A 23770-nucleotide genomic window follows, 5' to 3' on the forward strand; every position below is an offset into this window, starting at 1 on the left:
CATGCCTCGGCGTCTCGCAGCACTCCGACGGGAATGCCGAACGCGTCCTTGAAGTAGCGCGTCAAATCGAAGAGGGATAGACCCGGGCTTCGGTCGCCCCCGCCGCGTCCGTGACGGCGATCACACGGTGGCCGAGGTCGTACACCGTGCGCGAGGTCGGCCCGCGCGGACGATGTCCGGCGTTGGTGCGGGGGTCGGACACCTCGATCACGTTGCCGACCACGTCGTACCGGAGGGTGGTGCGGCCGCCCCGCGCGTCGCGCTGCTCGACCAGCTGGTTCACGGCGTCGTAGAGGCGAAACGTGGTGAAGTCATCCGGGTCGGCCGTCAGCGTGCCCCTCGGCGAGGTGCTCCGCACCAGGCCTCGATCATCAGCGCGGCACCCGCCCCCACCGGCACTTGCGCGTACTGACGGAACTTCTCCAGACCGAGACGGTCCGAGGCGGAACTTGATTCCCTCGACGGCTCCCCACGCGCCGCGGAGGCCCCCACGGGAGGGCGGTACGCCGGCTCCCTGTGCGGCACCAGGACATCGGAGAGCGTGGTCCGGCCTCGATGCCGCCCCGGCTCAGGCACCCATGGCGCGGACCACGACGCGGGCCGCCGCTCCTCGACCGGCGAAGTGCTCAGCGCTTGCGCCGCATCCGCTGTGGGCGCGAGCAGGCTGAGAACGATCGTGATGGTGACGACGAATCGAAGCCGGTGCATGGCCGCTCCCTCGACGACGGGCGCGCTCCCTGAGTAAAACGAGACCGATCATCACGCTATGTGATGATCTCCAGGCTTTCCGTAATCGGACGCGATAAGGGACCCCAATGCACACCAACAGCCGCAACTCGGGCCTTCCGTGTCGGCACGGGCCAGACCGTCCGCCCGAGGCGCAGGCTTTGGCCGTATGCCTTCGTCGAGGCTAGGGTGTGCCGCCGTACTCGGCGGATCGCTCCCCTCGGAGAAGGTGGGAATGGGGCTCATAGATGCAGACCACGCGGGGCTGGTCGTCGCGGCGCAGGCCGGTGACGATCGGGCGCGCGAGGAGCTGATCGCCGCATACCTGCCGTTGGTCTACAACATCGTCGGGCGAGCGCTGAGCGGACATGCCGACGTCGACGACGTCGTCCAGGAGACCCTGCTGCGTGTGGTGCGCGACCTGCCCGCCCTGCGTGCCCCGGAGAGCTTCCGGTCCTGGCTGGTGTCGATCACGCTCCGCCAGATCAACACTCACTGGCACCGGCAACACGCCCTCGCCGACCGGACCACGGTCATCGACGAGGCGCGCCAGATACCGGACGCGGGCGCCGAGCCCGTGGACGTGACGATCCTTCGGCTGCACGTGTCGGACGAGCGGCGCCGGGTCGTCGAAGCCGGCCGGTGGCTCGACCCGGACCACCGGGTGCTGCTGTCGCTGTGGTGGCAGGAGTGCGCCGGTCTGCTCAGCCGGGAGGACATGGCCGCCGCTACGGGGCTCACGGTCGCTCACGTCGGAGTGCGCCTGCAACGCATGCGCGAGCAGCTGGAACTGTGCCGGACGATCGTCGCCGCCCTTGAGGCCGATCCGCGCTGTCCGCAGCTGGACGGGACAGTCATCGGCTGGGACGGTCACCATGCGTCGGTGTGGCGCAAGCGGATCGCGCGGCACACACGTGACTGCACCGTCTGCGGGGCGACGTCGGCAGAACGGGTTCCGGCCGACCTGCTGCCCCTCAGCCTCACGACGCTGGCCGTCCCGGCCGCACTGATCGCCGCGCTGGCCGCCAAGGGCTTGCTGTCGGGTACGGCAGCCAGCGCCGCCGGGCTGGCCGCGGCCCCCGTCGCCGTCGGCACGGCGACGGGGGGAGGCGGTCTGCACGGCGCTCTCATCGGCAAACTCCAGACGGTGACCGCTCATCCGCTGGTGAGCCTCGCGACCGGCGCGGTGCTCATCGCCGGGACCGCCACCTACGCGACCTGGCCCGAACCGGCGCCTCGAGTGCCCGGCGCCACCGCCGCTCCCACGGTCGGCACTCCCACACCCCTTCCCTCGCGCACCACCACCTCGGCCGGACCGTCGCCGGCGAGTCCGTCCCCGGCGGGCCCGGCCTCGGTCAGCCCGTCCGCCGTCGCAGGCACCGTTCCGCTGGGCGCACAGTCGCTGGAGTCCGCGGACAGTCCCGGCCTGTTCGTCACGTACACGGGCGACTTCGCGGCGCTCGGCAGTGTCACCGCGTCCAGCGGCGCGCAGGCACGTCAGCGGGTCACCTTCACGGTCGTCGGGGGACTGGCCGACACGCGGTGCGTCACCTTCCGCGCCGCGGACGGCCGGTATCTTCGCCACTCCTACCTGCGGCTGCGGCTGAGCACCGACGACGGCAGCGCACTGTTCCGTGAAGACGCCACCTTCTGTCCCCGTCCCGGGGCGGTCGCCGGGTCCGTGACCCTGCACGCGCACAACTATCCGGGAACGGTCCTCCGTCACCGCGACGGCGGCATCTGGCTCGACGGCTCCGACGGCACGCGGGCCTTCGCCGGCCAGGCTTCCTTCCTCGTGCGCAGCCCCGGGGCCTGAGCACCGCTCCTCGGGCGGTCCCGACCGAGTCGCACGGTCGCAGCTGGTGCTCCTCCAGTCTGATCTCCCTCGGTTCCTGCGCGACGCCGTGACCTGCGTTCACCGCGGATCAGTGCGGCGCCCCTCTTCCCCGGACGCGACCAGGCCACGGCGTCCGGCATAACGCTTTCTGCCTGAGAGATGCCTCACGGGGCGATCCCGCGGGCGGCGCGACTTTTCTGTTACGAGCCTGCGCGCTCGGAAGCCTCCACTTCAGGGGTGTCCTCCTGCCGCCCGCCATGACGTACCGGCGCGGCAGGGTCCCGACTTCCCCCACTGACGCATCCCCTGAAGAGAGCCCCTCACATGACGCACCACACCCACGAACCCAGGACGACCGGTACGCGGAGCCCCCGAGGAGAATCATGAAGGGCCTGCACCGGCTCCGCCGGCGACGCCGGACATGGGCGATAGGACTGTCGGCCACGGCGCTGGTGGCCGGCGTCGTGACGCTCCTCCCCAGCTCCGCCGGAGCCGCGGGCCTGGGCACCCAGGCGGCCCCCTCGGGCAGGTACTTCGGCACGGCCGTGGCCGCCGGCAGGCTCGGCGACTCCGCGTACACCGCGATCGCCGACCGGGAGTTCAACATGATCACCCCGGAGAACGAGATGAAGTGGGACGCCATCGAACCGTCCCGCGGCAATTTCAACTTCGGCCCCGCCGACCGGATCGTCGACCATGCCCTGGCACGCGGCCAGCGCCTGCGCGGCCACACCACGGTCTGGCACTCGCAGCTCCCCTCCTGGGTCGGCTCCATCCGCGACGCCAGCACACTGCGCGGCGTGATGAACCACCACATCACCACCGAGATGACCCACTACAAGGGCAAGATCTACGCCTGGGACGTGGTCAACGAGGCGTTCGCCGACGGCGGCAGCGGCCGGCTCCGTGACTCGGTCTTCCAGCAGGTGCTGGGCGACGGCTTCATCGAGGAAGCGTTCCGCACCGCCCGCGCGGCCGACTCCTCGGCCAAGCTCTGCTACAACGACTACAACATCGAGAACTGGTCGGACGCCAAGACCCAGGGCGTCTACCGCATGGTCAAGGACTTCAAGTCCCGCGGCGTGCCCATCGACTGCGTCGGGTTCCAGAGCCACTTCGGGACGAGCGGCCCGCCGGCGAGCTTCAAGACCACCCTGGCCGGCTTCGCCGCCCTGGGCGTCGACGTCCAGATCACCGAGCTGGACATCGCCCAGGCATCACCCACCCACTATGCGAACGCGGTCAGCACCTGCCTGTCCGTGGCCCGGTGCACCGGCATCACGGTGTGGGGCGTCCGCGACAGCGACTCCTGGCGCAGCGGCGAGAGCCCGCTGCTGTTCGACAGCGGCGGCAAGCCCAAGCCCGCGTACACCGCCGTCATGAACGCTCTCCACTCCGGCTCCGGCACCACTCCGGGCCAGCCGACCGACGGTACCGGGGAGATCAAGGGCGTGGCCTCCGGCCGCTGTGTCGACATCCCCGGCTCCACCACCGCCAACGGCACCCGCGCGCAACTGTGGGACTGCAATGGACAGGCCAACCAGCGCTGGACCTACACAACCGCCAAGCAGCTGAAGGTGCACGGCGACAAGTGCCTGGACGCCCAGGGCAAGGGCACCACCAACGGCACCCCGGTGATCGTCTGGGACTGCAACGGCGGCGCCAACCAGCAGTGGAACGTCAACACCGACGGCTCGATCACCGGCGTCCAGTCCGGGCTGTGCCTCGACGCCGTCGGCGCCGCCACCGCGAACGGCACCACGATCCAGCTGTACACCTGCGCGTCCGTCAACAACCAGAAGTGGACCTGGACCGCCCCGTCCGGGACGGGCAGCGGCACGTGTGATCTCCCGACGACGTACAAGTGGCGTTCGACGGGTGCCCTCGCCCAGCCGTCGAACGGGTGGGCCGCGGTGAAGGACTTCACCCACGTGGTGCTGGGCGGCAAGCACCTCGTGTACGCGTCGAGCGCGTCGGGAACCTCGTACGGCTCGATGGCGTTCCGCCCGTTCACGAACTGGTCCGACATGGCGTCGGCCGGCCAGACGAAGATGAGCCAGAACGCGGTGGCGCCGACCCTGTTCTACTTCGCGCCCAAGAAGATCTGGGTGCTGGCGTACCAGTGGGGTGCCTCGCCCTTCAGCTACCGCACGTCGAGCGACCCCACCGACCCCAACGGCTGGTCCGCGCCGCAGCCGCTGTTCACCGGCAGCATCCCCCGCACCGAATCCGGCACCGGACCGATCGACCAGACCCTGATCGCCGACGAGAAGAACATGTACCTGTTCTTCGCCGGTGACAACGGCAAGATCTACCGGGCGAGCATGCCGATCGGGAACTTCCCGGGCAACTTCGGCTCGTCGTACACGACGGTCATGAGCGACACGGCGAAGAACCTCTTCGAGGCGCCGCAGGTCTACAAGGTCCAGGGCCAGAACCGGTACCTCATGATCGTCGAGGCTCGGGGGGCGAACGAGCGGCGCTACTTCCGCTCGTTCACGGCCAACAGCCTGAGCGGTGCGTGGACCCCGCAGGCCGGCAGCGAGAGCAACCCCTTCGCGGGCAAGGCCAACAGCGGCGCCACCTGGACCGACGACATCAGCCACGGTGACCTGATCCGCACCAACCCCGACCAGACCATGACCATCGACCCCTGCAACCTGCAGTTCCTGTACCAGGGCAAGTCCCCCACCGCGGGCGGACCCTACGACCAACTGCCCTACCGGCCGGGCGTCCTCACCCTGCAGCGCTGACCTGCCCGATCCACGGTTCCACAAGGAGAAACACCCCCCATGAACAACCCCACCAACGCCGGGCGCCGCGGACGTCACCGCCGCCGCAGGACCGCCACCGTTCTGCTGCTCGGTGTGCCCGCCACCGTCGTGCCGTACCTCCTGTTCGTGCAGGACGACTCGCAGGCCGCGACGGTCGACGACAGTGCCTACTACAAACTGGTCTCCGTGCGCAGCGGCAAGGTGCTGGACGTCAACGCCTTCTCCACCGCCGACGGCACCCGCATCCAGCAGTGGACCGACCAGAACACGGCCAACCAGCAGTGGAGGCTGCGGTCCACCGGCGACGGCTACTACGAGCTGGTGAACCGCAACAGCGGCAAAGTGCTCGGCATAGCCGGCGATTCGACCGCGCAGGCGGCTGCCGCCGAGCAGCAGACCGACAGCTCCTCCGCCTCCCAGGAGTGGCGGATCGACGAGGTGGGCGGTACCGACGCCGTCACCTTCACCTCCCGCAGGAGCGGCCAGGTCCTGGACGTCTCCGGAGGCTCCACGGCCGACGGCGCGGCGGTCATCCAGTACGGCGGCCATGGCAGCACCAACCAGCAGTGGAAGCTGGTGAAGACGGCCGAGGCCCCGGCCACCGGAACCGGACCGTACGCGTGGAAGAACGCCCAGGTGGTGGGCGGCGGTTACGTCACCGGGCTGGTGTTCAACCCCCGGGAGAGGGGGCTGCTGTACGCGCGTACCGACATGGGCGGCGCCTACCGCTGGGACGCCGCGGCCGAGCAGTGGATCCCGCTGACCGACTCGCTCGGCGAGAAGGACTGGAACCTGCTGGGCATCGACGCGGTGGCCACCGACCCCGTGGACCCGAACCGCCTCTACCTCGCGACCGGCACCTACACCAACGACTGGGCCGGCAACGGCGCGATCCTGCGCTCCACCGACCGTGGCCGCACCTTCCAGCGCACCGACCTGCCGTTCAAGCTGGGCGGCAACGAGGACGGTCGCGGGGCCGGTGAGCGGCTGGTGATCGACCCCTCGGACAACCGCACCCTGCTGCTCGGCACCCGCAAGAACGGCCTGTGGCGCAGCACGGACAGCGGTGTGACATGGCGGCAGGTCTCCTCGTTCCCCGTCAAGGACGGGGCGAGCAGCGGTGGCGGCATCTCCTTCGTGACGTACGGCCCGGCCGGCAGCAACACGGTCTACGTCGGCGTCGCCGACAAATCCACCTCCCTGTACCGCTCCACCGACGGCGGCGGCACCTGGCAGGCCGTCCCCGGCCAGCCCACGGGCCAGCTGCCGCAGCACGGCGTGCTCTCCGGAGACGGCTCGCTGTACCTGACGTACACCAACGCCCTCGGACCCAACGGCGTGACGGCGGGCTCGGTCTGGAAGTACGCACCGGCCGGCGGAACGTGGAAGAACGTCTCCCCGTCCCAGGGCGGCTACGGGTTCTCCGGCCTGGCCGTCGACCCGCTCCGGCCGTCCACGGTGATGGTCACCACCCTCGACCGCTGGTGGCCCGAGGACGAGATCTGCCGCACCACCGACGGCGGCACGACCTGGAAGGCACTGGCGGACAAGTCGGTACGGAACGCCTCCGCCGCTCCCTACGTCGGCACCCACACCGGGCACTGGATGACCGCCCTGGCCATCGACCCCTTCGACTCCGGGCACGTGCTGTACGGCACCGGCAACGGCATCTGGCGCAGCAAGGACGCCAACGCCACCGACAGCGGCGGCACCAGCCACTGGACCGCGGGCGCGCGCGGCCTCGAGGAGACCGCGCTGATGGACGCGATCGCCCCGCCCGGCGGTGCCGCTGTCGTCACCGCCATGGGCGACCAGGGCGGCTTCCGCCACGACGACCTGACCAAGGTGCCCGCCGGGCGGCTGGACAACCCGATGATGACCAACAGCACCGACATCGACTTCGCCCAGTCGGCGCCCTCGATGATGGTCCGCGTCGGCCGGGGCGGCGCGCAGGACGGCGCCTACTCCACCGACGGCGGCACCAGCTGGAGCGGCTTCAGGGCCGAGCCCGTGGCCGGCGCCCAGGACGGCCATGTCGCGCTCGCGGCGGACGGCTCCACGATCCTGTGGACCCAGGCCGGTCAGGCCCCGTACCGCTCGACCGACAAGGGGGCGAGCTGGTCGAAGGTCGGCGGACTGGGCACCGACGCCGTCGTCGTCGCCGACCGCTCCTCGGCCAGGACGTTCTACTCGCTGGCCGGTGGCACGCTCCACGCCAGCACCGACGGCGGAGCGACCTTCAGCCCGCGCGCCGGCAACCTGCCCTCCGGCCGTCTTACCGCCGTCCCCGGCGTCGCGGGGGACCTGTGGATCGCCGGCGGCGGCCAGGGGCTGCTGCACTCCACCGACGGCGGCCGCAGCTTCACCGCGCTCACCACGGTGAAGTCCGCCTCCGCCCTCGGCTTCGGCAAGGCCGCACCCGGCGCCTCCTACCAGGCCCTGTACCTGATCGGCACGGTGAAGGACGTCACCGGTGTCTTCCGGTCCACCGACAAGGGCGCCACCTGGCTCCGCGTCAACGACGACGCCCACCAGTGGGGCAGCATCGGTGGCGTCGGCGTCATCACCGGCGACCCGGACACCTATGGCCGCGTCTACATCGGCACCAACGGCCGCGGCCTCCAGTACGGCGACCCCTCCTGACCCCGATACTGGATGCACTCGCGTTCGACGTGAGCTGACGCGCGATCGCCAACAGACTGCCGCAACACGGCCCCGCACGACGGCCTCGGACTGTCCGAGCGGCGTCTGGGCGACGCCCTGCGCGGCCTACCCGCGACGAGTGCGTCATCTCCACCAAGGTCGGCCGGCTGCTGGAGCCGGCCGACCTCGGCGGCGACGACCTCGCCAACCGGACGAACCGATCAGTGCTGGGCCGCGTACTCGCCGCCACTCTCACCCTGGGGTCGGCGCGTGAGATGACGGGGTGTCCGGTTCCGCGGGCGCGCGGGTGGCCTGCTGCCGGCGGCGGTGGACCGCCGTGAGGTCGGCCAGGGCTCTGCGTCCGCCCGTGATCAGCTGGTGGACGGTGTTCGCCGGGTCCTCGGTGTACGCGGTGATCCGGTCGGCTGCGTGCCGTGCGCGGGTGAGCAGGGCACGCTCGACGAACTGGGTGCCCCCATGCTGGGTCATACTTCCGGCGTTTTCGGGACGATGATGCGCCGGGCATACCTGGTGGCGGAGGTGAACGCGATGGAAGCGCGGGTCGGCCGGGTCACCAAGGCACTGGTCATGTTCGGACTGTTGTTCGCGGCCGCAGCGGCCGTGGGCTGCGGACCGGGGTCGGAGCCGGCGACGGGGACCGTACGCGGCACGGTTGTGCGGCCGCCGGGGCGGGACCCGCGGTCCGGCGGAGGCGGTTCGGACGGAGCGGACCCGGCCTGGGTGCCGGTGAACGGCGATCCGGTCCGGGCGCGGGACGGGCGCGGCCGGGTGGTGGCGAGCACGGTCAGCGCGCCGCCCGACGGCGGCTTCCGGTTCGATCTGCCGCCCGGTGTGTACCGGATCGCCGAGGACATCTTCGGCGTGGGTGCGCAGGTACGCGTCCGGGCGGGCGAGACCGTCTCGGTGACGCTGACCATCCCGTCCGTCTGAGTGACGGCTGCCCGCTCAGGCTCGGCTGATGGGGTGCAGTTCATCGGCGAAGGGGTGTCCGCGACAGGCTGCCACTGGCGCTCCTCACGCACGGTGATCACGCTGCTGATCGTCTCGTAACCTCCCGATGAGGAGATCCGCGCGTGAAAGCTGTTCCGGCTCGCCCCGGCATCAGACAGTCACGATCAGTGCTGGGCCGCGTACTCGCCGCCACTCTCACCCTGGGGCTGACGGCCCCCCTGCAGGCGTGGGCCAACACGCCGCCTCCGGCGCCCGCGCCGATCGACCGGGAACTGCTCAGCAGCCCGACGGACCTCACCGAACTGCCCCGTTCGAAGAGTGCCGGCCCGCTCAAGAAGGTCGTGCAGGCCACGCCCGGAGTGGCCATCATCGACGCGTCGGCGTCGGCCTCCAGCGGCGGCGGCAACGAAACGTCCATCGCCGTCAACCCGGCCAACACCAACGAGATCGTGATCACGCGGTTCAACGGGTCCTGGTCGGGAGTCGGTGGCGGCAACGCGGATCTGCTCCACTCCGACGACGGCGGCATCACCTGGACGAACCGGGCCACCATCCCCTTCCACGGCCTGACCGACACGACGAACGGTCCGAACGACCAGACGGTCGACTTCGACCGCAACGGCAACCTCCACGGCGCGTTCCTCACCTGCAGCTCCGCCACCGCTACAGCCGCGTTCTGCGCCACGTCCCACGTGGTGACGGGCTCGACGGACGACCCGACCGACGCGACGCACTGGAGGTGGTTCGGCAACCCGCCCACCCAGGCCACGAGCGGGACGCGCACGGGGACCGACCAGCCGTGGTTGCTGGTCAACCGCGACACCGCGAACGCCAACCAGGACAACGCCTACATCGGCATGCAGGACTTCGGCGGCGCCCCGGACGCGCGGGTGGCCGTCTACGACGGCGCGGCGGCGTCCCAGCCCGCCGGCGTCAGCCGGGACAACATCGCGGGCGCCATGACCCCCCTGGTCACCAACGGCGCTTTGCGTCTGGCCAAGGACCAGCGCAACGGCACGATGTACGCGCTGTACCAGACCTCGACCGGCACCAACCAGACCAACAGCGTGCTCCGCAACCAGCCCGTCAGCGTCACCTGGCGGCTCAACCGGTCGACGAACAACGGGCAGAACTGGAACCTCAACGGCGACAACAACGGCATCGTCGTCGCCACCGAGAACAGCAACCAGGGCCTGGGCTACAAGTTCGGCGGCGTCAACGCACTGCTCGGCGGCAACAACCACGCGGCCGTCGACCCCAGGAACGGCGACGTGTACGTCGCGTACGGCGCCGACACCGCCACCGGCAACAACCAGCTGCGGATGCGCCGGCTCACCGACAACGGCTCGGGCGGACTGAACGTCGGCGCGGCCGTGAACATCTCGGCGTCGACCGACGCGGCGCTGCCGTCCGTCGCGGTCCTCGACAACGGCACCATCGGCGTGCTGTACGACACCTTCGACGGCACCAACACCGCCGGATTCCCGGTCTTCTCCGCGCACCTGGCCCGCAGCACCGACCAGGGAGCCACCTTCACCGACACCCTGCTGCAGACCTTCTCGTCCCCGCAGACGGACCAGACCGGCTGTGACACCCGCCCGCAGCCGCCGAACCCGAACCCGCCGAACCTGAACTGCGCCCGGCAGCGTGTCCTCGGCGACTACCAGCAGCTGAAGGCCGTCGGGAACACCTTCTACGGCGCCTTCCCCGGCCACACCGGCGGCCGCGACCCCGTCGGATCGCCGCCGATCCACGCCCTGTTCTTCAGCATCCCGCAGCGCACCGAGACCTCCCTGTCGTCCTCGGCCAACCCCTCGGTGTACGGCCAGCCCGTGACGTTCACCGCAGCCGTGCGGCCCGTACCGGACGGCGGCACCGCGAGCTTCACCGTCGACGGCAACGCCCTCGGCGGAGCGGTCCCGGTCGACACGACGACCGGCCGGGCCACCTCGGACTCGATCTCCACGCTGAGCGTGGGCGACCACACCGTGAACGCCACCTACAGCGGCACCACGGACTTCCGGGGCAGCACAGCCGACGCCCTCACCCAGACGGTGAGCAAGGCACCGACCGTCACCACGCTCACCTCCAGCTCCAACCCGTCCTCGTACGGCCGACCGGTGACCTTCACGGCCGTCGTCTGCCCGAGCGGTGCCAGCACCATCCCCACGTCGGCACCGACGGGCACGGTCACCTTCCGCGACGGCACCACCGTGCTGGGCACTGCAACACTGACCCCTGGCGGCGGTACCAACTGCGCACGGGCGACGCTCACCCACGCGAACCTCCTGCCCGGCAGCCACACCATCACGGCCCAGTACAGCGGGGACGGGAACTACCTGGCCGGTGACGCCGCGAGCCTGACCCAGACGGTGGCCTGCACCCGGACCATCACCGGCGACTACCCCCGTGACGTGTTCGCCAGCCGCGAGAGCACCTGCATCATCGACGCGAACGTGGGCGGCACGGTCCACGGCATCTCGCAGGGTGCACTGTTCATCGGCAACTCCACCATCGACGGCAGCGTCCTGTCGTCGCGCGGCACCCTGTTCGCCATCTGCGACAGCCTGATCGACGGAACCGTCGCCGTCGACCGCGCCACCGGCTTCGTCCTCCTGGGCGACCCCGGCGACGACGGCTGCGCGCCCAACCTGATCACCGGAGGTGTGCAACTGTCCGACAACAGAGCCGGTGCCGAACTCGTCTCCAACGACATCCGGGGCTCCGTCCAGGTGAACGGCACCACAGGCAGCGGACCGTTCCCGATCGACAACCGGGCCGCGATCGTGGGCAACACGATCGGCGGATCGCTCAGCTGCGCCCGCAACGTGCCCCCGCCCACCAACCGCGGTGTCCCGAACACCGTGACCGGTAGCCGCCGCGGGCAGTGCGCAGCCCTTTAGGCGTACGGCGACAGCCATGGTGAAGGCCGCCACCCATGCTGGGGGGCGGCCTTCATCGCGTTTCGCGGCTCCTGCAGTCCCCGGATCAATGCATACGCGGAAACTCTAGTTTACGCGGGGCTTTTCGTGAACTATGGTTGTCGCATGACGGCCTCTGAGATCACCCCAGAAGAGCAGGCAGAGCTGGACAGGGCCCTGTACGACGCCTTGAACCCCCTGGCCTCGGCCATCCGCGCCCGGGAGACCGGGTTGTCCGCCGACCGTATGTGGGACGCGAGTCCGGTCGAAGTGGCGCTGTCCGTCCTGGCCGCGTGGAAGGTGCTGGATGGCCAGGTCAAGCGGCTCACGGAGCGGGCGGCGGTGACCGCCGGCTCCTACGGCGCGAGCTATGAGCAGTTGGGTGCTGTCTGGGGCATCACCCGGCAGGGCGCCCGTAAGAAATGGCCCGATGCCGTCAGCCGCCCAGCACCCGCGACAGCGGGCAAAAGCACGCTTGCGCTGTTCGGAGGGACTGCTGAGCTGGTGCAGTCGCCTTCCGGCGGTTGGGGCTGGACCGGCCGAGGCGCTGATGGAGCATCCGGCGCGGCTGCCGATGGGGCGCCGTACGCGAGCGCAGAGGAAGCGGCGGCCCACGCGGGCGCGTTCCTCAAAGAACACGCCCTCGGCATCGGCGATCAGTCCTAGAGTTTCTCGCGTCGGTCTCGCGTCGGTCACCCTGCGGGCGGCAGCCATGGCTGTGCCTGCGCACCCTGTGCCCGGCGCGGCGGCGGCCGGGCGCGGCAGAACCGTCGGCGCGCAGGCTCGCTGCTCCGGCCCTCGCGATCGGGGTGGTCGGCGGGGTCTACGGGATCGGCGGCGGTTCCCTGCTCGGGCCCCTCCTCGCCGCGCGCGGCCTGCCCATGGCACGCATCGCACCGGCCACCCTCGCAGCCACCTTCACCACCTCGATCGCCGGGGCCGCCGCCTACGCCGTGCCGGCCCTGGCGAGCCCCGGGCCCGTTGCGCCCGACTGGTGGTTGGGCCTGGCCTGACCCCCGGGCGACCGACTCGGTGGCCGCGCGGAGCGTACATGATCACCGTCATCCCGGCGAGGCATACCGGCGCGCCGAAGACATCGAAGCGGCGCCCCGCCCCCTTCAAGGGGAGCCGTCATGCCGGACCCTGCTGCTGACCCCCATCCTCGGCGTGCTCGAGAGGCGTGGATCAGCTGGCGGCCGGTCTGGGTGACGGTGATCACGGATGCCCGCGGGGGAGTCCTGCGTACCCTTGGGGGGTCGTCGCGGTGAGATCTGGTGGGGCGAGCGACGTCCTGCCGTCGATGCCTGATGATGCGTCAGGAAAGTCAGCGGGTGGTCGGCATGAGTCCTGCGGAACCTGGGGACAGCTGTCTGGACCCGCGACTCGTTGTAGGGTGTGGAAACAGCCCTTGACCTGCAGAAACGCAGGCAGGGAGCCTTAGTCCAGGAGTACCTCAGTGATACGCACCATGTTCAAGTCGAAGATCCACCGCGCCACCGTGACCCAGGCCGACCTGCACTACGTCGGGTCCGTCACCGTCGACGCGGAGCTGATGGAGGCCGCCGACCTGCTGCCCGGCGAGCTGGTCCACATCGTCGACATCGACAACGGAGCCCGCCTCGAGACCTATGTCATCGAGGGCGAGCGCGGCTCCGGCGTCATCGGGATCAACGGCGCGGCCGCCCACCTCGTACACCCCGGCGACCTGGTGATCCTCATCAGCTACGCGCAGCTCCAGGACGCGGAGGCGCGGAGCTTCGTGCCGCGCGTCGTGCACGTCGACGGCGACAACCGCATCGTGGAGCTCGGCAGCGACGCGTCCGCGCCCGTTCCCGGCAGCGACACGGCCCGCAGTCCGCACGCCGTGCCCGCCCAGGTCTGAGCCCGCCCGGTCCGCCCGGCTCCTCCCCGAGGGGCCGGGATCCGGCGGGCGCGGCCGGGGCGGTGGGGCGACCCTGGAGAGGGAGCCCCCGTAAGGCCCCGTGCGGCGGAGTCTCCGCGCCAGGGGTCCCGTCGACCGGGAGGTCCGTCATGACCCACCCTTCCCCCGAGCCGCTGCCGCCGTCGCCGATCCCGCCGCCGGTTCCCTCGCCGCCGCCCGTGCCCCCGCCGAACCCGGTGCCGGTCCCGCCGGATCCGTCACCCACCCCGGTGCCGCAGCCGGGCGGGCCCGTACCGGAACCCGAGCCTCAGCCCGAACCCGGCCCCGCCGGCGGCTGACCGGATCCAACGCGGAGGTGACACAAGGAGCTTGAGGTTTCGCGCAAGCCCTTGTCACGGAGCGTGCACCACCCCTAACTTGGACGGCTGCTGCTGTGTTCAAGGGGGGCCCATGGCCGTACGCGGACGTCACCGCCGCCACCAGCCGAGCCGGATCAACCGTGCCTCGCTCACCGTCACGGCGGGAGGCGCCGGAATGGCGCTGCCGCTGATCGGCGCGGGCGCCGCACAGGCCGCCTCGCTCGACGTCTGGGAGAAGGTCGCGTCCTGCGAGTCCTCCTCCAGCTGGCACATCAACACGGGCAACGGCTACTTCGGCGGCCTCCAGTTCACCCAGTCCACCTGGGAGCGGTACGGCGGCACGCACTACGCCCCGCGCGCCGACCTCGCCTCCAAGGACCAGCAGATCGCGATCGCCGAGCGCGTCCTCAAGGGCCAGGGGCCCGGCGCCTGGCCGTCCTGCGGCCCCCGCGCGGGGCTCGCCCGGGGCGGCGAGACGCCCGGCGCCGCCCCCGGGCGCGCCGGCGGGAACGACGTCCGCACGGCCTCCGTGCCGGGCCAGCGCCTCCTGCCCGAACAGCCGGCGCGGAGCGCGAGCCCGACGACCGTGCCCACCGTGCGCGAGATGTACACGGTGACGCCCGGCGACTCCCTGTCGAAGATCGCCCGGGACGAGCACGTCAAGGGCGGCTGGCAGCGCCTGTACGAGGCCAACCGGCCGGTCGTCGGCGACGACCCCGACCTCATCCTCCCCGGCCAGCGCCTGACCCTCCGCATCACGGCGCCGAAGAAGGCCGAGGAGAAGGCAGCGGAGAAGGCCGCAGGGAAGACCGCGGAGAAGGCGGCGCCCAAGACCGCGCCCAAGACCGCGCAGAAGGCCGTCCCGCGAGCGGCCAAGGCCGCACCCCCCAAGGCCGCACCCCCCAGGACCGCACCCCCCAGGACCGCGCCTCCCAAGACCGCGCCCCCCAAGTCCGCGGCGACCCCGAGGCCGGCCCACAAGCCCGCCCCGAAGCCGGCCACCCAGCAGGTCCACAAGCCCGCCACCAAGCCGGCCGCCGCCTCCTATTCCGCGCCCGTCTCCGCGGACATCGGCACCCGGTACGGCACCCGCGGTTCCTCCTGGTCCAGCGGCTACCACACCGGAGTCGACTTCCCCGTGCCCACCGGCAGCTCGGTCAAGGCCGTCGCCGGCGGCCGGGTCGTCTCCGCCGGGTGGGGCGGCGCGTACGGCTACCAGATCGTCATCCGCCACGACGACGGCCGCTACAGCCAGTACGGGCACCTCTCCGCCCTCACCGTCCGCGAGGGCCAGCGGGTGCAGGCCGGTCAGCGCATCGCCCGCTCAGGATCGACCGGCAACAGCTCGGGACCGCACCTCCACTTCGAGGTTCGGACGGGTCCCGGGTACGGCTCCGACATCGACCCCCTGGCCTACCTCAGGGCGCGGGGAGTCTCCCTCTGACGCGACCGAGCGGTCCGATGACACCGAGAGCGACTCCGGCGGGACCGTCATGCGGTCGAGCGTGAGCTGGACGAGGCCGCCCGCGGCGACCGCGCCGCAGATCAGCGCGGCGACGGTGCCCGCCGCGCCGTAGCGGAAGCTCTCGCCGAACAGCGTCACGCCGACCGCCGCCGCGACCACCGGGTTCACCACCGTGACGGTGGCCAGCGGGGCGGCGAGGCCCGCGCCCCGGTACGAGGCCTGGGAGAGCAGCAGGCCGGTCACCGCGAACGCGGAGAGCACGAGCAGCCCCGTCCACTCGGCGAGCGGGGCCGAGGCCGTCCACTCCTCGGCCACCGACTTGGTGAGGACCGAGGCCATGCCGAAGGAGACGCCCGCGGCCGCGGCGAGCACGACGCTGCGCAGGACGGACCGGCCCACCAGGTGCGCGGCCGTGAAGAGGACGGCCACCGCGGCGAAGGTGGTGCCCGCGAGCAGCCAGCGTTCCCCGTCGGAGAGGGACCGGGCCTCGGCACCGCCGGTGAGGCTGAGGAGTCCCGCGAGGCCCACGGTGGCCATCAGCGCACCGCGCCAGGCCCGCCCCCCGGCCCTGCGGCCGACGAACAGGGCCGCCATGGGCAGCGCGAAGACGATGGTGAGCGCACCCAGCGGCTGGACCAGGCTGAGCGGCCCGTACGCCAGGGCGGCGACGTGCAGGCTCGCGCCGACGCCGTTCAGCAGGACGGACACCCACCAGGCAGGGCTGCGCAGCGGCGCGTAGCGCGGGCCGGCGGCGGAGGCCGCGACGCGCTCCTGCACGATCGCCGCGGCCGCGTAGGCGACCGCGGAGGCCAGGGCCAGGGCGACGGACAGCATGAGTGGGCTCATACCTTCCACGATCTCTCTTCCCGGCCGTTCACGTCGTCGTACCAGGGGACGTCTTCGCGGATACCGCCGACGCAGTACACGGCCCGCGCATACGACCTCGGATGTACACCCGCGCAGGTCGGAACGGGTGCAAAGCGGCCTTTCCGGCCGGCCGGGGGCGGCTCTCCGGGACCCCGCGGAGAAGTTACGGTGAGGCCGGGCGACAGGAATCCCGGGCGGGGGGCGTACGGACATGGATCTCGGCACGAGCGGTGACGGTGGATCGCCGGGCGGCTTCTTCGTCCTGCGGACCACCGCCCCGGCGGCCGGCGGCGCGCACCGCCCGCTGGCCCGCCTGTACGCGGGGGAGGACGGCCCCCTCACCGCGCGCGTGGACCACGTCACCGCCCGGATCGGGGCCCCCGAACGGCGCGTCGGGGCCTCCGTCGCCCACCTCGGGCTCGCCGCCCGGCTCTGGTCCACCGCCCTCGGCCCCGCCGCGCTGCACGGCCGCTTCCCGCGCCTCGACCCCGCCGAGCTGTACTGGGACGGGGCGTCGACCGCGCCCGACGACCTGTGGTGGGCCGGCACCGAGACCCGCCCCGGGACCGTGGACGAACTGCGCGCCGCCGTCCAGGAGGCCCATCTCGTCCCGCTGCACGCGGCCCTGCGCCGCGACGGGAACGTCTCCCCGCGGCTCCTCTGGGGCAACGCCGGCTCCGCCCTCGCGGGCGCCCTGCGCGAGCTGATCCGCTGGTCGCGCGCCCACGGGCGTCCGGAGGCGGCCGAGCGGGCCGCCGTCCTGGTCTCCGGCCTCCTGGACCACCCGGACCTCGCCGGGACCCTCCGCGGCCCCCGGCTGCGCCGCACCAGTTGCTGCCTCTACTACCGGGCCCCGGGCGGCGGGCTGTGCGGCGACTGTGTCTTCGACCACGCTCCCCGAACGGGTTTGGAGGCGCGGCCCCCCGCTCCGTAAAGTTGGGTCTTTGAAAGCCCGCGAGCGGCGACGTACGAGCGAACGAGGAACCCGAAGGCCATGACGGTGACCGAAGAATTCCAGGACTACGGCCCGGGCATCGACCCCGAGCGCCTGGCCGTCTGCCTGAGCGTCCTCGACGAGCTCGACAAGATCGAGGTCGACCACCCGGACGCGATCGCCGTCCGGCGCGCCACCGCCGGGATCTACCGGACCGTGAAGCAGCGCCGCCGTCAGGAGCGCCGGGCCGCGAAGACCGCGAACGACAAGGCGGTCACCGAGGCCACGGCCACCGGCTCCGCGCAGCGCATCGACGACGAGACCGAGGGCCTGCTGCCCAGCTCCGTCACCGAGGAGGGGCGGATCGCGGGGATACTCCAGCGCCCGCGCTCCTGCTACGTCTGCAAGACGCGGTACGTCGAGGTCGACTACTTCTACCACCAGCTCTGCCAGAAGTGCGCGGCGGAGAACCGGGCCAAGCGGGAGGCCCGCGCCGACCTCACCGGCAAGCGCGCCCTGCTCACCGGCGGCCGCGCCAAGATCGGCATGTACATCGCGCTGCGGCTGCTGCGCGACGGCGCCCACACCACCATCACCACGCGCTTCCCCAAGGACGCCATCCGCCGTTTCAAGGCGATGGAGGACTCCGCGGACTGGATGCACCGCCTGGAGGTCGTCGGCATCGACCTGCGCGACCCCGCCCAGGCCGTGGCGCTCGCCGACCAGATGACCGAGGCCGGCCCGCTCGACATCCTCATCAACAACGCGACGCAGACCGTGCGCCGGCTGCCCTCCGCGTACGCCGCGCTCGTCGAGGGCGAGGACGCCCCCCTGCCCGCGGGCGAGCTCCCCGCCCACCACGTCATCGGCGCGTTCAACTCGGGCGCGGTCGGCGAGCTCGTCGGCTCGTCCGAGCTGCCCGCCGGCGTGCGTGACCTGGAGGCCCAGCAGGTCGCCGACCTCGCGCTGGTCGCGGGCAACGCCACCATCGCCAAGCACCTCGACGGCACCGCCATCGACGCCGGCGGCCTCGTGCCCGACGTCGTCGACTCCAACACTTGGGTGCAGAGCATCGAGCAGATCTCCCCGGTGGAGCTCCTCGAGACCCAGCTGTGCAACTACACGGCGCCGTTCATCCTGATCAGCAAGCTGCGGCCGAGCATGGCCGAGGCGGCGAAGAAGGCGGCCAGCGGCCGTGCCTACGTCGTGAACGTGTCGGCGATGGAGGGCGTCTTCAGCCGCGGCTACAAGGGCGCCGGCCACCCGAACACCAACGCCGCGAAGGCCGCGATGAACATGGTGACGCGGACCAGTGGCCAGGAGATGTTCGAGACCGACGGCATCCTCATGACCTCGGTCGACACCGGCTGGATCACCGACGAGCGTCCCCACTTCGACAAGCTGCGCCTCGCCGAGGCCGGTTTCCACGCCCCGCTCGACCTCGTCGACGGCGCCGCCCGGGTGTACGACCCGGTCGTGCGCGGCGAGGCGGGCGAGGACCTGTACGGCTGCTTCCTGAAGGACTACGCGCCCGCCAACTGGTAGGAGACCCCGCAGTACCGCGGGTCCCGCGGTCCTGACAAGAGCGCCCCACCGGCCCGGTGGGGCGCTTTTTCGGCTCCATTCACTCGATCGCATCACACTTTGGAGCCCGGTAGAGCGCATGCGTGCTCATTTGGTTAATCTGAGGCACACGGTCGGCCACCGAGGAGACACACATTCCTCACGGCCTTCCCGGGACAGGCCTGCCACCAAGGCCGCGGTCCCGCCACAAACGGCGCCACCGCGACCGCCCGGCACCTCTCCCACATTGACGCGACACAAAGGAGTGCGCGGTGACACCCGAACTGACGAAGCAGGAACCGCGACCGGCCGAACGTACCGAGCGGCCGCGCCGCAACGGCGAGCTGGGCAGCCTCGAGGTGTGGGCCCACGCGGCCCCGATCCGGCTCGCGGGTTACGAGGAGGACCTCGCCGAGCCCCACATCCTGCCCGGTATCGACTGATCTCTTCGCTTCACCCCCGGGTGCCCCCGGCCGTCCGCGGCCCGGGGGCACCGGCGCGTTCAGCGGCTGGTGTCGGTGGGTTCCCGCAGGCGGATCGGCGGCAGGTACTCCCGTACCAGCGTCCGGTGCCACCAGGCCCCGGTCTCCCGGAGCTCGCGCCAGGTCGTGTACCGGTAGCGGTAGAGCCGGGCGCGGACGAGGGCCGGTGGCGCGTCCGGGAACGGGTTGTGGGCGAGCAGCCGCAGGGTGTCCCGGTCGTTCTCGAGGAGCCGCTCGACGAAGGGCCCGAACCACTCGCGCGCGTACCCGGGGGAGAGCGCGGCGAACCACATCAGCCAGTCGAGCCGCAGGTGGTAGGGGGCGAACTGCCGGGGCAGCCGGCGCGGATCGCCCGGCTTGCCCTTGAAGCCGTACTCCCGCCACACCGTGCCGGGGTGCGGCACGTGGTCCTCGGTGCCCTCGACGACGATCTCGTCCCGGATCCGGCCGACGGTGCCGAAGGCCCCGTAGCTGTTGACCAGGTGGTACGGGTCGTACGAGCGGTTCATCGCCTGGTGCTTGGAGAGCAGGTTCCGCGCCGGGCGGTAGCTCCGTACCAGGACGAAGGCGGTCACCGCCACGACCGTGACCACGTACCAGAGCGGGGGATCCGGCTGGGGGTGCTCGCCGACGACCGGGGAGGCGTCCACGACGGAGAGCGCGAGCACGATCGTGAGCCAGTTCAGCCAGGCGAAGTTGCCGGAGAGCACCAGCCACAGCTGGGTCGCCACCATCAGGCCGGCCGCGATCGTGGCCACCGGCTGCGGGGCGAAGATCAGGAACGGGACGAACAGCTGGACGACGTGGTTGGCGGCCACCTCCACCCGGTGCAGGGGGCGGGGCAGGTGGTGGAAGAACCAGCTCAGCGGGCCGGGCATCGGCTGGGTCTCGTGGTGGTGGTAGAGGCAGGTCAGGTTCCGCCAGCAGGGATCGCCGCGGATCTTGATGAGCCCGGCGCCGAACTCGACCCGGAAGAGCAGCCAGCGCAGCAGGAACAGGACGAGGACGGGCGGCCCGGTGTCGTCGTTGCCGAGGAAGACGGCGAGGATCCCGGTCTCCAGGAGCAGCGACTCCCAGCCGAAGGAGTACCAGGTCTGGCCCACGTTCACGATGGACAGGTACAGCCCCCACAGCACCAGCCAGAGCAGCATCGAGACCGGCAGCGGCACGGCGTCCCCGGCGCCCGCGACGAGCGCGAGCGCGAGGCCGAAGCCCGACCAGGAGACGGTCGCGAAGAGACGGTCGGAGTAACGCCAGTGGAAGAGCGAGGGCGTGTGGCGCGGGCCGGTCCTGCGCACGTACTCCGGTACGGGGAGCATGCCGCGCTCGCCGATCAGCGCCCGGAACTGGAGGGCTGCCGACAGGAACGCCACGCAGTACAGCCCGGCCAGGCCCCGCTGGAAGACGATCCGGCCCAGCCACAGGTCGGGTGCGGTGAACCACTCCATCACCACCAGTATCGGCCCGGGGTCACGTCCTGACGAGACGCGCGAGGGTCCGGCCGAGGCGGCGGGCGTAGGCGTGCTGAAGGCGCGGGATCACGGGCCCGGCGAGGCGGGTGTACCAGGTGGCGGGGCGGCTGAAGGCGGTGACCGTGAAGCGGACCGTGCCGTCCGGGTCGAGGGTCACGACGAAGGACTCCTCGCCGCACTCCGCGTGCCCGGTGAGGGTGCCGTAGGCGAAGCCGATGCGGTGCTCCTCGTACGCCGTCCATATCACCTCGCAGGGGACGCCGAACCGGAGCGGGCCGGCGCCGAGCGACACCTTCAGGCGGGCGCCGGGCTCGGCGCGGTCGGTGTCGGCGTGGACGCCCGCTCCGGAGGCGCGGTGCATCCGCCAGGTGGTGACGGCCGCCCCGGCGGTCTCGAAGGCGGCCCGGCCGTGGCCGACGACCGCGCTGTGCCGCAGGTGGTGGTAGCCGTCGGGGAGGGCCTCCGGGGTGCGGGTGGTGCCGACCTCGCGGTAGGTGAGGCTCGGGCGGTGGGCGGGCCGGGCGAGGCTGTCCATCAGGCGGGTCATGCCGGGAGCTCCGTTCGGGGGCGGGCGGGGAGGGTCGGGATCGTGCGGTCGGTCTGCGGGCGGGTGGGGAGGGGCGGGGTCGTGCGGTCGGTCCGGATCGTGCGGTCGGTCTCCGGGCCGGCCGAGAGCGACCGGACCGTGCCGTCCGTCCGCAGGCGGCGCCTGGCGAGGAGCGCGCAGACGGCGAAGCCGAGGGCGTTGCCCAGGCCGTGCGTGGCGGCCGTCCAGGTCAGCGAGAGGTGGGGGAGACCGGTGGCCTCGCCGAGCGCCCAGCTGAGCGCGAGCAGCATGGTGACGGCGAGGACCAGGGCGGAGACGGCGAGCAGCCCGCGGGTGAGGCGGTCGGCGGCGAGTTCGCGGCGCTCGCGCAGGGTCAGCACGGAGACCGCGGCCATGCCGGCCGTCAGGACGACGGCCCCCGCGAGCTCGGCCCAGTCGTCGACGAAGTAGCCGAGCAGGACGAGCAGGGTGCCGGCGGGGACGCTGAGCGCGGCCAGGCGGGCGGCGGGACCGTCGGAGGCCCGGCTGACGAGCCCGGCGACCAGGGCGGCGGCGAAGCCCGCGAAGTGGAAGTGCGGGACGGTCAGCGCGAGGATGTCGAGGTCGAAGCCGAACAGCGGGTACGAGGCCCGCTCCGCGACGAGCGCGAGACCGGCGACGGACGGCGCGGTCAGGGCGGAGAGGACGGCGATCTCGCTCGGCCGGAGCGAGCGGGTCAGCATCAGCCGGGCCGGGGCCTGGAGCGCCAGCGCCAGGGTCGCGAGGGCGTAGACGCCGGCGAGCGCGGCGGCGAGGCCGGACCGGGGGAGCCAGAGGGACACGGCTCCCGGGACGGCGAGCAGGGGCCAGGCGCGGCGGAGCGGGTCCCAGCCGGGCGGCCGGGGGCCGTCGAGGAGCGCGAGCCCCGTCGGTACGACCCAGAACATGCCGATCATCACGACCGAACCCACCAGGACCGACAGCGCGGTCATACGTCAGCACCCCCACTTGAACACGTTCAACTGACAGGCCGAGCGTAGGGCCTCTCTTGAACGTGTTCAAGTCCCCGGCGCGACGGACCCGGTCGGCTGCGCTCCGCTTGCGGGCCCCTACGCACTGCGACAGACATGAAGGACTGGCCGCACACCGGGCGCCGGGCCCGGGGAGAGAAAGTCGGGAGAACCAGGTGCGCTCATCCCTCCGCCGGACGCGGCGAACCGGCCTCGCGGCCGCGGCGCTCGTCCCGGCCCTGCTGCTCACGGGCTGCGACTCCGTGTGGGAAGGCGCCGCCGGCGAACCCGCCGCGGCCCCCGTCCAGGAGGACGTCTTCCTCCAGGCGCTCGGCGCCCACGGCCCCGACCCCTTCACCGCCTCCACCGTCCGCAACACCGCACCGCCCGCCGCCTCGAACCGGCCGCCGGCCGAGGGCGCCGAGCAGGTCCGCGAGGTCACCGGCTCCACCCCCGGCCTCTACGGCGGCACCCGCGCCGTCGGCAGCTGCGACGTCGAACAGCAGGTCGCCCTCCTGGCCGCGGACCAGGCCAAGACACGTGCGTTCGCCGACGCGGCCGGCATCCCCGAGTCCCACGTCGCCGACTGGCTCCGCGGGCTCACCCCGGTCGCCCTGCGCGCCGACGTCCGCGTCACCGACCACGGCTACCGCGAGGGCAAGCCGCGCCCCTTCCAGGCCGTCCTGCAGACCGGTACGTCGGTCCTCGTCGACCAGTACGGCGCCCCGCGCGTCCGCTGCGCCTGCGGCAACCCCCTCCGCAGCCCCGCCGCCGACCGGAGCGGCATCCACCAGGGAGAGGCCTGGGAGGGCTTCGACCCCGACCGCGTGATCACCGTCAAGCCCACCAGCTCCGTCCTCGGCAGCCTGGTCATCGTGAACACCACCGACCGCACCTGGATCGAGCGGCAGACCGGCAGCGACGGCGCCGAGGACCGGAAGCCCGACGTGGAGCCCGCCTGCGACCCCGACGCCTGCGCCCTCGCCGGGGCCGGCACGCCCGACCCGACCGGCCCCGACCGGCCCACCTCCCCGGACCCCGCCTCCCCGGCCCCCGTGCCGCCGCCGCCCGGCTCCACGGACCCCCTCCGGCCGGCGCCCACGAGCCCGCACCACGACATCCCCGACACGAGCACCGAGCCGACGGCGCCGACCGCCCCCGATCCGTCCACGGAGCCGTACCCCGACCCGTACACCGAGCCCGTCCCCGACCCGTTCGCGGAACCCCCCGCCGTCCCCGACGGCGAACTGCCGCCCGACGAGCTCTTCCCGGCCGGTCCCGTGCCCGACCAGCCGGAGACCTTCCAAGGGTGAAACGGATCTTCCTGGTGCGGCCGG

Annotated in this window: 20 protein-coding genes and 1 pseudogene; 15 read left to right on the plus strand and 6 right to left on the minus strand. The window is 72.0% G+C overall.

What is annotated here, in order from left to right; all coding sequences use genetic code 11:
• Nucleotides 1-61: 61 nt before the first annotated feature.
• Nucleotides 62-358 carry an RHS repeat domain-containing protein gene (locus ACWGN5_RS14345; RefSeq protein WP_453514670.1) on the minus strand — a complete coding sequence of 99 codons (297 nt, stop codon included), beginning with the start codon at nt 356-358 and terminating at the stop codon, nt 62-64.
• Between the two features lie 603 nt (nt 359-961).
• Between ACWGN5_RS14345 and ACWGN5_RS14350 the strand changes: the two genes are divergently transcribed.
• From ACWGN5_RS14350 to ACWGN5_RS14365, 4 genes and pseudogenes are all read left to right on the plus strand, one after another.
• A complete protein-coding gene (locus ACWGN5_RS14350) occupies nt 962-2542 on the plus strand; it encodes a sigma-70 family RNA polymerase sigma factor (protein WP_453514671.1) in 1581 nt (526 codons plus the stop codon).
• A 404-nt stretch (nt 2543-2946) separates the two neighbouring features.
• Complete coding sequence (locus tag ACWGN5_RS14355) at nt 2947-5316, plus strand: non-reducing end alpha-L-arabinofuranosidase family hydrolase (RefSeq protein WP_453514673.1); 2370 nt, start codon at nt 2947-2949, stop codon at nt 5314-5316.
• Nucleotides 5317-5355: 39 nt separating this feature from the next.
• Nucleotides 5356-7980, plus strand: coding sequence for an RICIN domain-containing protein (locus ACWGN5_RS14360; RefSeq protein WP_453514675.1), 2625 nt, complete (start codon nt 5356-5358; stop codon nt 7978-7980).
• 63 nt (nt 7981-8043) lie between these two features.
• Nucleotides 8044-8189, plus strand: a pseudogene (locus ACWGN5_RS14365) (aldo/keto reductase); the annotation flags it as partial.
• 43 nt (nt 8190-8232) lie between these two features.
• Here the strand turns inward: ACWGN5_RS14365 and ACWGN5_RS14370 are convergent.
• Nucleotides 8233-8469 (minus strand): hypothetical protein, encoded by a 237-nt coding sequence (locus tag ACWGN5_RS14370; RefSeq protein ID WP_453514678.1) that lies wholly within the window; start codon nt 8467-8469, stop codon nt 8233-8235.
• 60 nt (nt 8470-8529) lie between these two features.
• On the opposite strand from ACWGN5_RS14370, the gene ACWGN5_RS14375 reads away from it, so the two are divergent.
• The 7 genes from ACWGN5_RS14375 (at nt 8530) to ACWGN5_RS14405 (ending at nt 15558) form a co-directional block, all read left to right on the plus strand.
• The gene (locus ACWGN5_RS14375; protein ID WP_453514680.1) at nt 8530-8931 is read left to right on the plus strand and encodes a hypothetical protein; all 402 of its coding nucleotides are present in this window, start codon (nt 8530-8532) and stop codon (nt 8929-8931) included.
• 188 nt (nt 8932-9119) lie between these two features.
• A complete protein-coding gene (locus tag ACWGN5_RS14380) occupies nt 9120-11855 on the plus strand; it encodes an Ig-like domain repeat protein (RefSeq protein ID WP_453514683.1) in 2736 nt (911 codons plus the stop codon).
• Between the two features lie 144 nt (nt 11856-11999).
• Entirely contained in the window at nt 12000-12539 is a 540-nt protein-coding gene (locus ACWGN5_RS14385) for a hypothetical protein (RefSeq protein WP_453514685.1), read from the plus strand.
• A gap of 65 nt (nt 12540-12604) precedes the next feature.
• On the plus strand, nt 12605-12886 hold the full coding sequence (locus ACWGN5_RS14390) for a TSUP family transporter (RefSeq protein ID WP_453514841.1): 282 nt from the start codon (nt 12605-12607) through the stop codon (nt 12884-12886).
• A 443-nt stretch (nt 12887-13329) separates the two neighbouring features.
• Nucleotides 13330-13755, plus strand: a complete 426-nt coding sequence (gene panD, locus ACWGN5_RS14395; RefSeq protein ID WP_453514687.1) for an aspartate 1-decarboxylase — start codon at nt 13330-13332, stop codon at nt 13753-13755.
• 149 nt (nt 13756-13904) lie between these two features.
• On the plus strand, nt 13905-14093 hold the full coding sequence (locus tag ACWGN5_RS14400; RefSeq protein ID WP_453514689.1) for a hypothetical protein: 189 nt from the start codon (nt 13905-13907) through the stop codon (nt 14091-14093).
• 112 nt (nt 14094-14205) lie between these two features.
• The gene (locus ACWGN5_RS14405; RefSeq protein WP_453514691.1) at nt 14206-15558 is read left to right on the plus strand and encodes a transglycosylase family protein; all 1353 of its coding nucleotides are present in this window, start codon (nt 14206-14208) and stop codon (nt 15556-15558) included.
• Here ACWGN5_RS14405 and ACWGN5_RS14410 read toward each other — a convergent pair.
• The gene (locus ACWGN5_RS14410; protein WP_453514693.1) at nt 15439-16425 is read right to left on the minus strand and encodes a DMT family transporter; all 987 of its coding nucleotides are present in this window, start codon (nt 16423-16425) and stop codon (nt 15439-15441) included. The genes ACWGN5_RS14405 and ACWGN5_RS14410 overlap by 120 nt on opposite strands.
• Nucleotides 16426-16657: 232 nt before the next feature.
• Here ACWGN5_RS14410 and ACWGN5_RS14415 point away from each other — a divergent pair, with 232 nt between their 5' ends.
• The 3 genes from ACWGN5_RS14415 to ACWGN5_RS14425 all read left to right on the plus strand — a co-directional run bounded on the left by ACWGN5_RS14415 (nt 16658) and on the right by ACWGN5_RS14425 (nt 19386).
• Nucleotides 16658-17380 (plus strand): (2Fe-2S)-binding protein, encoded by a 723-nt coding sequence (locus ACWGN5_RS14415; protein ID WP_453514696.1) that lies wholly within the window; start codon nt 16658-16660, stop codon nt 17378-17380.
• Nucleotides 17381-17440: 60 nt separating this feature from the next.
• Nucleotides 17441-18925 (plus strand): SDR family NAD(P)-dependent oxidoreductase, encoded by a 1485-nt coding sequence (locus tag ACWGN5_RS14420; protein WP_453514699.1) that lies wholly within the window; start codon nt 17441-17443, stop codon nt 18923-18925.
• 290 nt (nt 18926-19215) lie between these two features.
• Nucleotides 19216-19386, plus strand: coding sequence for a hypothetical protein (locus ACWGN5_RS14425; protein ID WP_453514701.1), 171 nt, complete (start codon nt 19216-19218; stop codon nt 19384-19386).
• Between the two features lie 59 nt (nt 19387-19445).
• Here ACWGN5_RS14425 and ACWGN5_RS14430 read toward each other — a convergent pair whose 3' ends face one another.
• The 3 genes from ACWGN5_RS14430 to ACWGN5_RS14440 are packed head-to-tail and all read right to left on the minus strand — an operon-like array spanning nt 19446 to nt 22406.
• A complete protein-coding gene (locus ACWGN5_RS14430) occupies nt 19446-20873 on the minus strand; it encodes a lipase maturation factor family protein (protein WP_453514704.1) in 1428 nt (475 codons plus the stop codon).
• A gap of 22 nt (nt 20874-20895) precedes the next feature.
• Nucleotides 20896-21444 carry a DUF1990 family protein gene (locus tag ACWGN5_RS14435; RefSeq protein ID WP_453514706.1) on the minus strand — a complete coding sequence of 183 codons (549 nt, stop codon included), beginning with the start codon at nt 21442-21444 and terminating at the stop codon, nt 20896-20898.
• Nucleotides 21441-22406 (minus strand): YndJ family protein, encoded by a 966-nt coding sequence (locus ACWGN5_RS14440; RefSeq protein WP_453514843.1) that lies wholly within the window; start codon nt 22404-22406, stop codon nt 21441-21443. The genes ACWGN5_RS14435 and ACWGN5_RS14440 overlap by 4 nt, the downstream gene beginning before the upstream one ends.
• Before the next feature lie 203 nt (nt 22407-22609).
• Between ACWGN5_RS14440 and ACWGN5_RS14445 the strand changes: the two genes are divergently transcribed.
• The gene (locus ACWGN5_RS14445; RefSeq protein WP_453514708.1) at nt 22610-23746 is read left to right on the plus strand and encodes a DUF6777 domain-containing protein; all 1137 of its coding nucleotides are present in this window, start codon (nt 22610-22612) and stop codon (nt 23744-23746) included.
• Nucleotides 23747-23770 lie beyond the last annotated feature (24 nt).

Source organism: Streptomyces sp. NPDC055815, assembly GCF_053616475.1.

Excerpts from the sequence above, each read along its gene's own strand:
- ACWGN5_RS14355 (WP_453514673.1), top strand. The coding sequence starts at position 2,947 with ATGAAGGGCCTGCACCGGCTCCGCCGGCGACGCCGGACATGGGCGATA.
- ACWGN5_RS14385 (WP_453514685.1), top strand. The coding sequence starts at position 12,000 with ATGACGGCCTCTGAGATCACCCCAGAAGAGCAGGCAGAGCTGGACAGG.
- ACWGN5_RS14400 (WP_453514689.1), top strand. The coding sequence starts at position 13,905 with ATGACCCACCCTTCCCCCGAGCCGCTGCCGCCGTCGCCGATCCCGCCG.
- ACWGN5_RS14405 (WP_453514691.1), top strand. The coding sequence starts at position 14,206 with ATGGCCGTACGCGGACGTCACCGCCGCCACCAGCCGAGCCGGATCAAC.
- ACWGN5_RS14435 (WP_453514706.1), bottom strand. The coding sequence starts at position 21,444 with ATGACCCGCCTGATGGACAGCCTCGCCCGGCCCGCCCACCGCCCGAGC.
- ACWGN5_RS14415 (WP_453514696.1), top strand. The coding sequence starts at position 16,658 with ATGGATCTCGGCACGAGCGGTGACGGTGGATCGCCGGGCGGCTTCTTC.
- ACWGN5_RS14350 (WP_453514671.1), top strand. The coding sequence starts at position 962 with ATGGGGCTCATAGATGCAGACCACGCGGGGCTGGTCGTCGCGGCGCAG.
- ACWGN5_RS14410 (WP_453514693.1), bottom strand. The coding sequence starts at position 16,425 with ATGAGCCCACTCATGCTGTCCGTCGCCCTGGCCCTGGCCTCCGCGGTC.
- ACWGN5_RS14430 (WP_453514704.1), bottom strand. The coding sequence starts at position 20,873 with ATGGAGTGGTTCACCGCACCCGACCTGTGGCTGGGCCGGATCGTCTTC.
- ACWGN5_RS14375 (WP_453514680.1), top strand. The coding sequence starts at position 8,530 with ATGGAAGCGCGGGTCGGCCGGGTCACCAAGGCACTGGTCATGTTCGGA.
- ACWGN5_RS14370 (WP_453514678.1), bottom strand. The coding sequence starts at position 8,469 with ATGACCCAGCATGGGGGCACCCAGTTCGTCGAGCGTGCCCTGCTCACC.
- ACWGN5_RS14360 (WP_453514675.1), top strand. The coding sequence starts at position 5,356 with ATGAACAACCCCACCAACGCCGGGCGCCGCGGACGTCACCGCCGCCGC.
- ACWGN5_RS14420 (WP_453514699.1), top strand. The coding sequence starts at position 17,441 with ATGACGGTGACCGAAGAATTCCAGGACTACGGCCCGGGCATCGACCCC.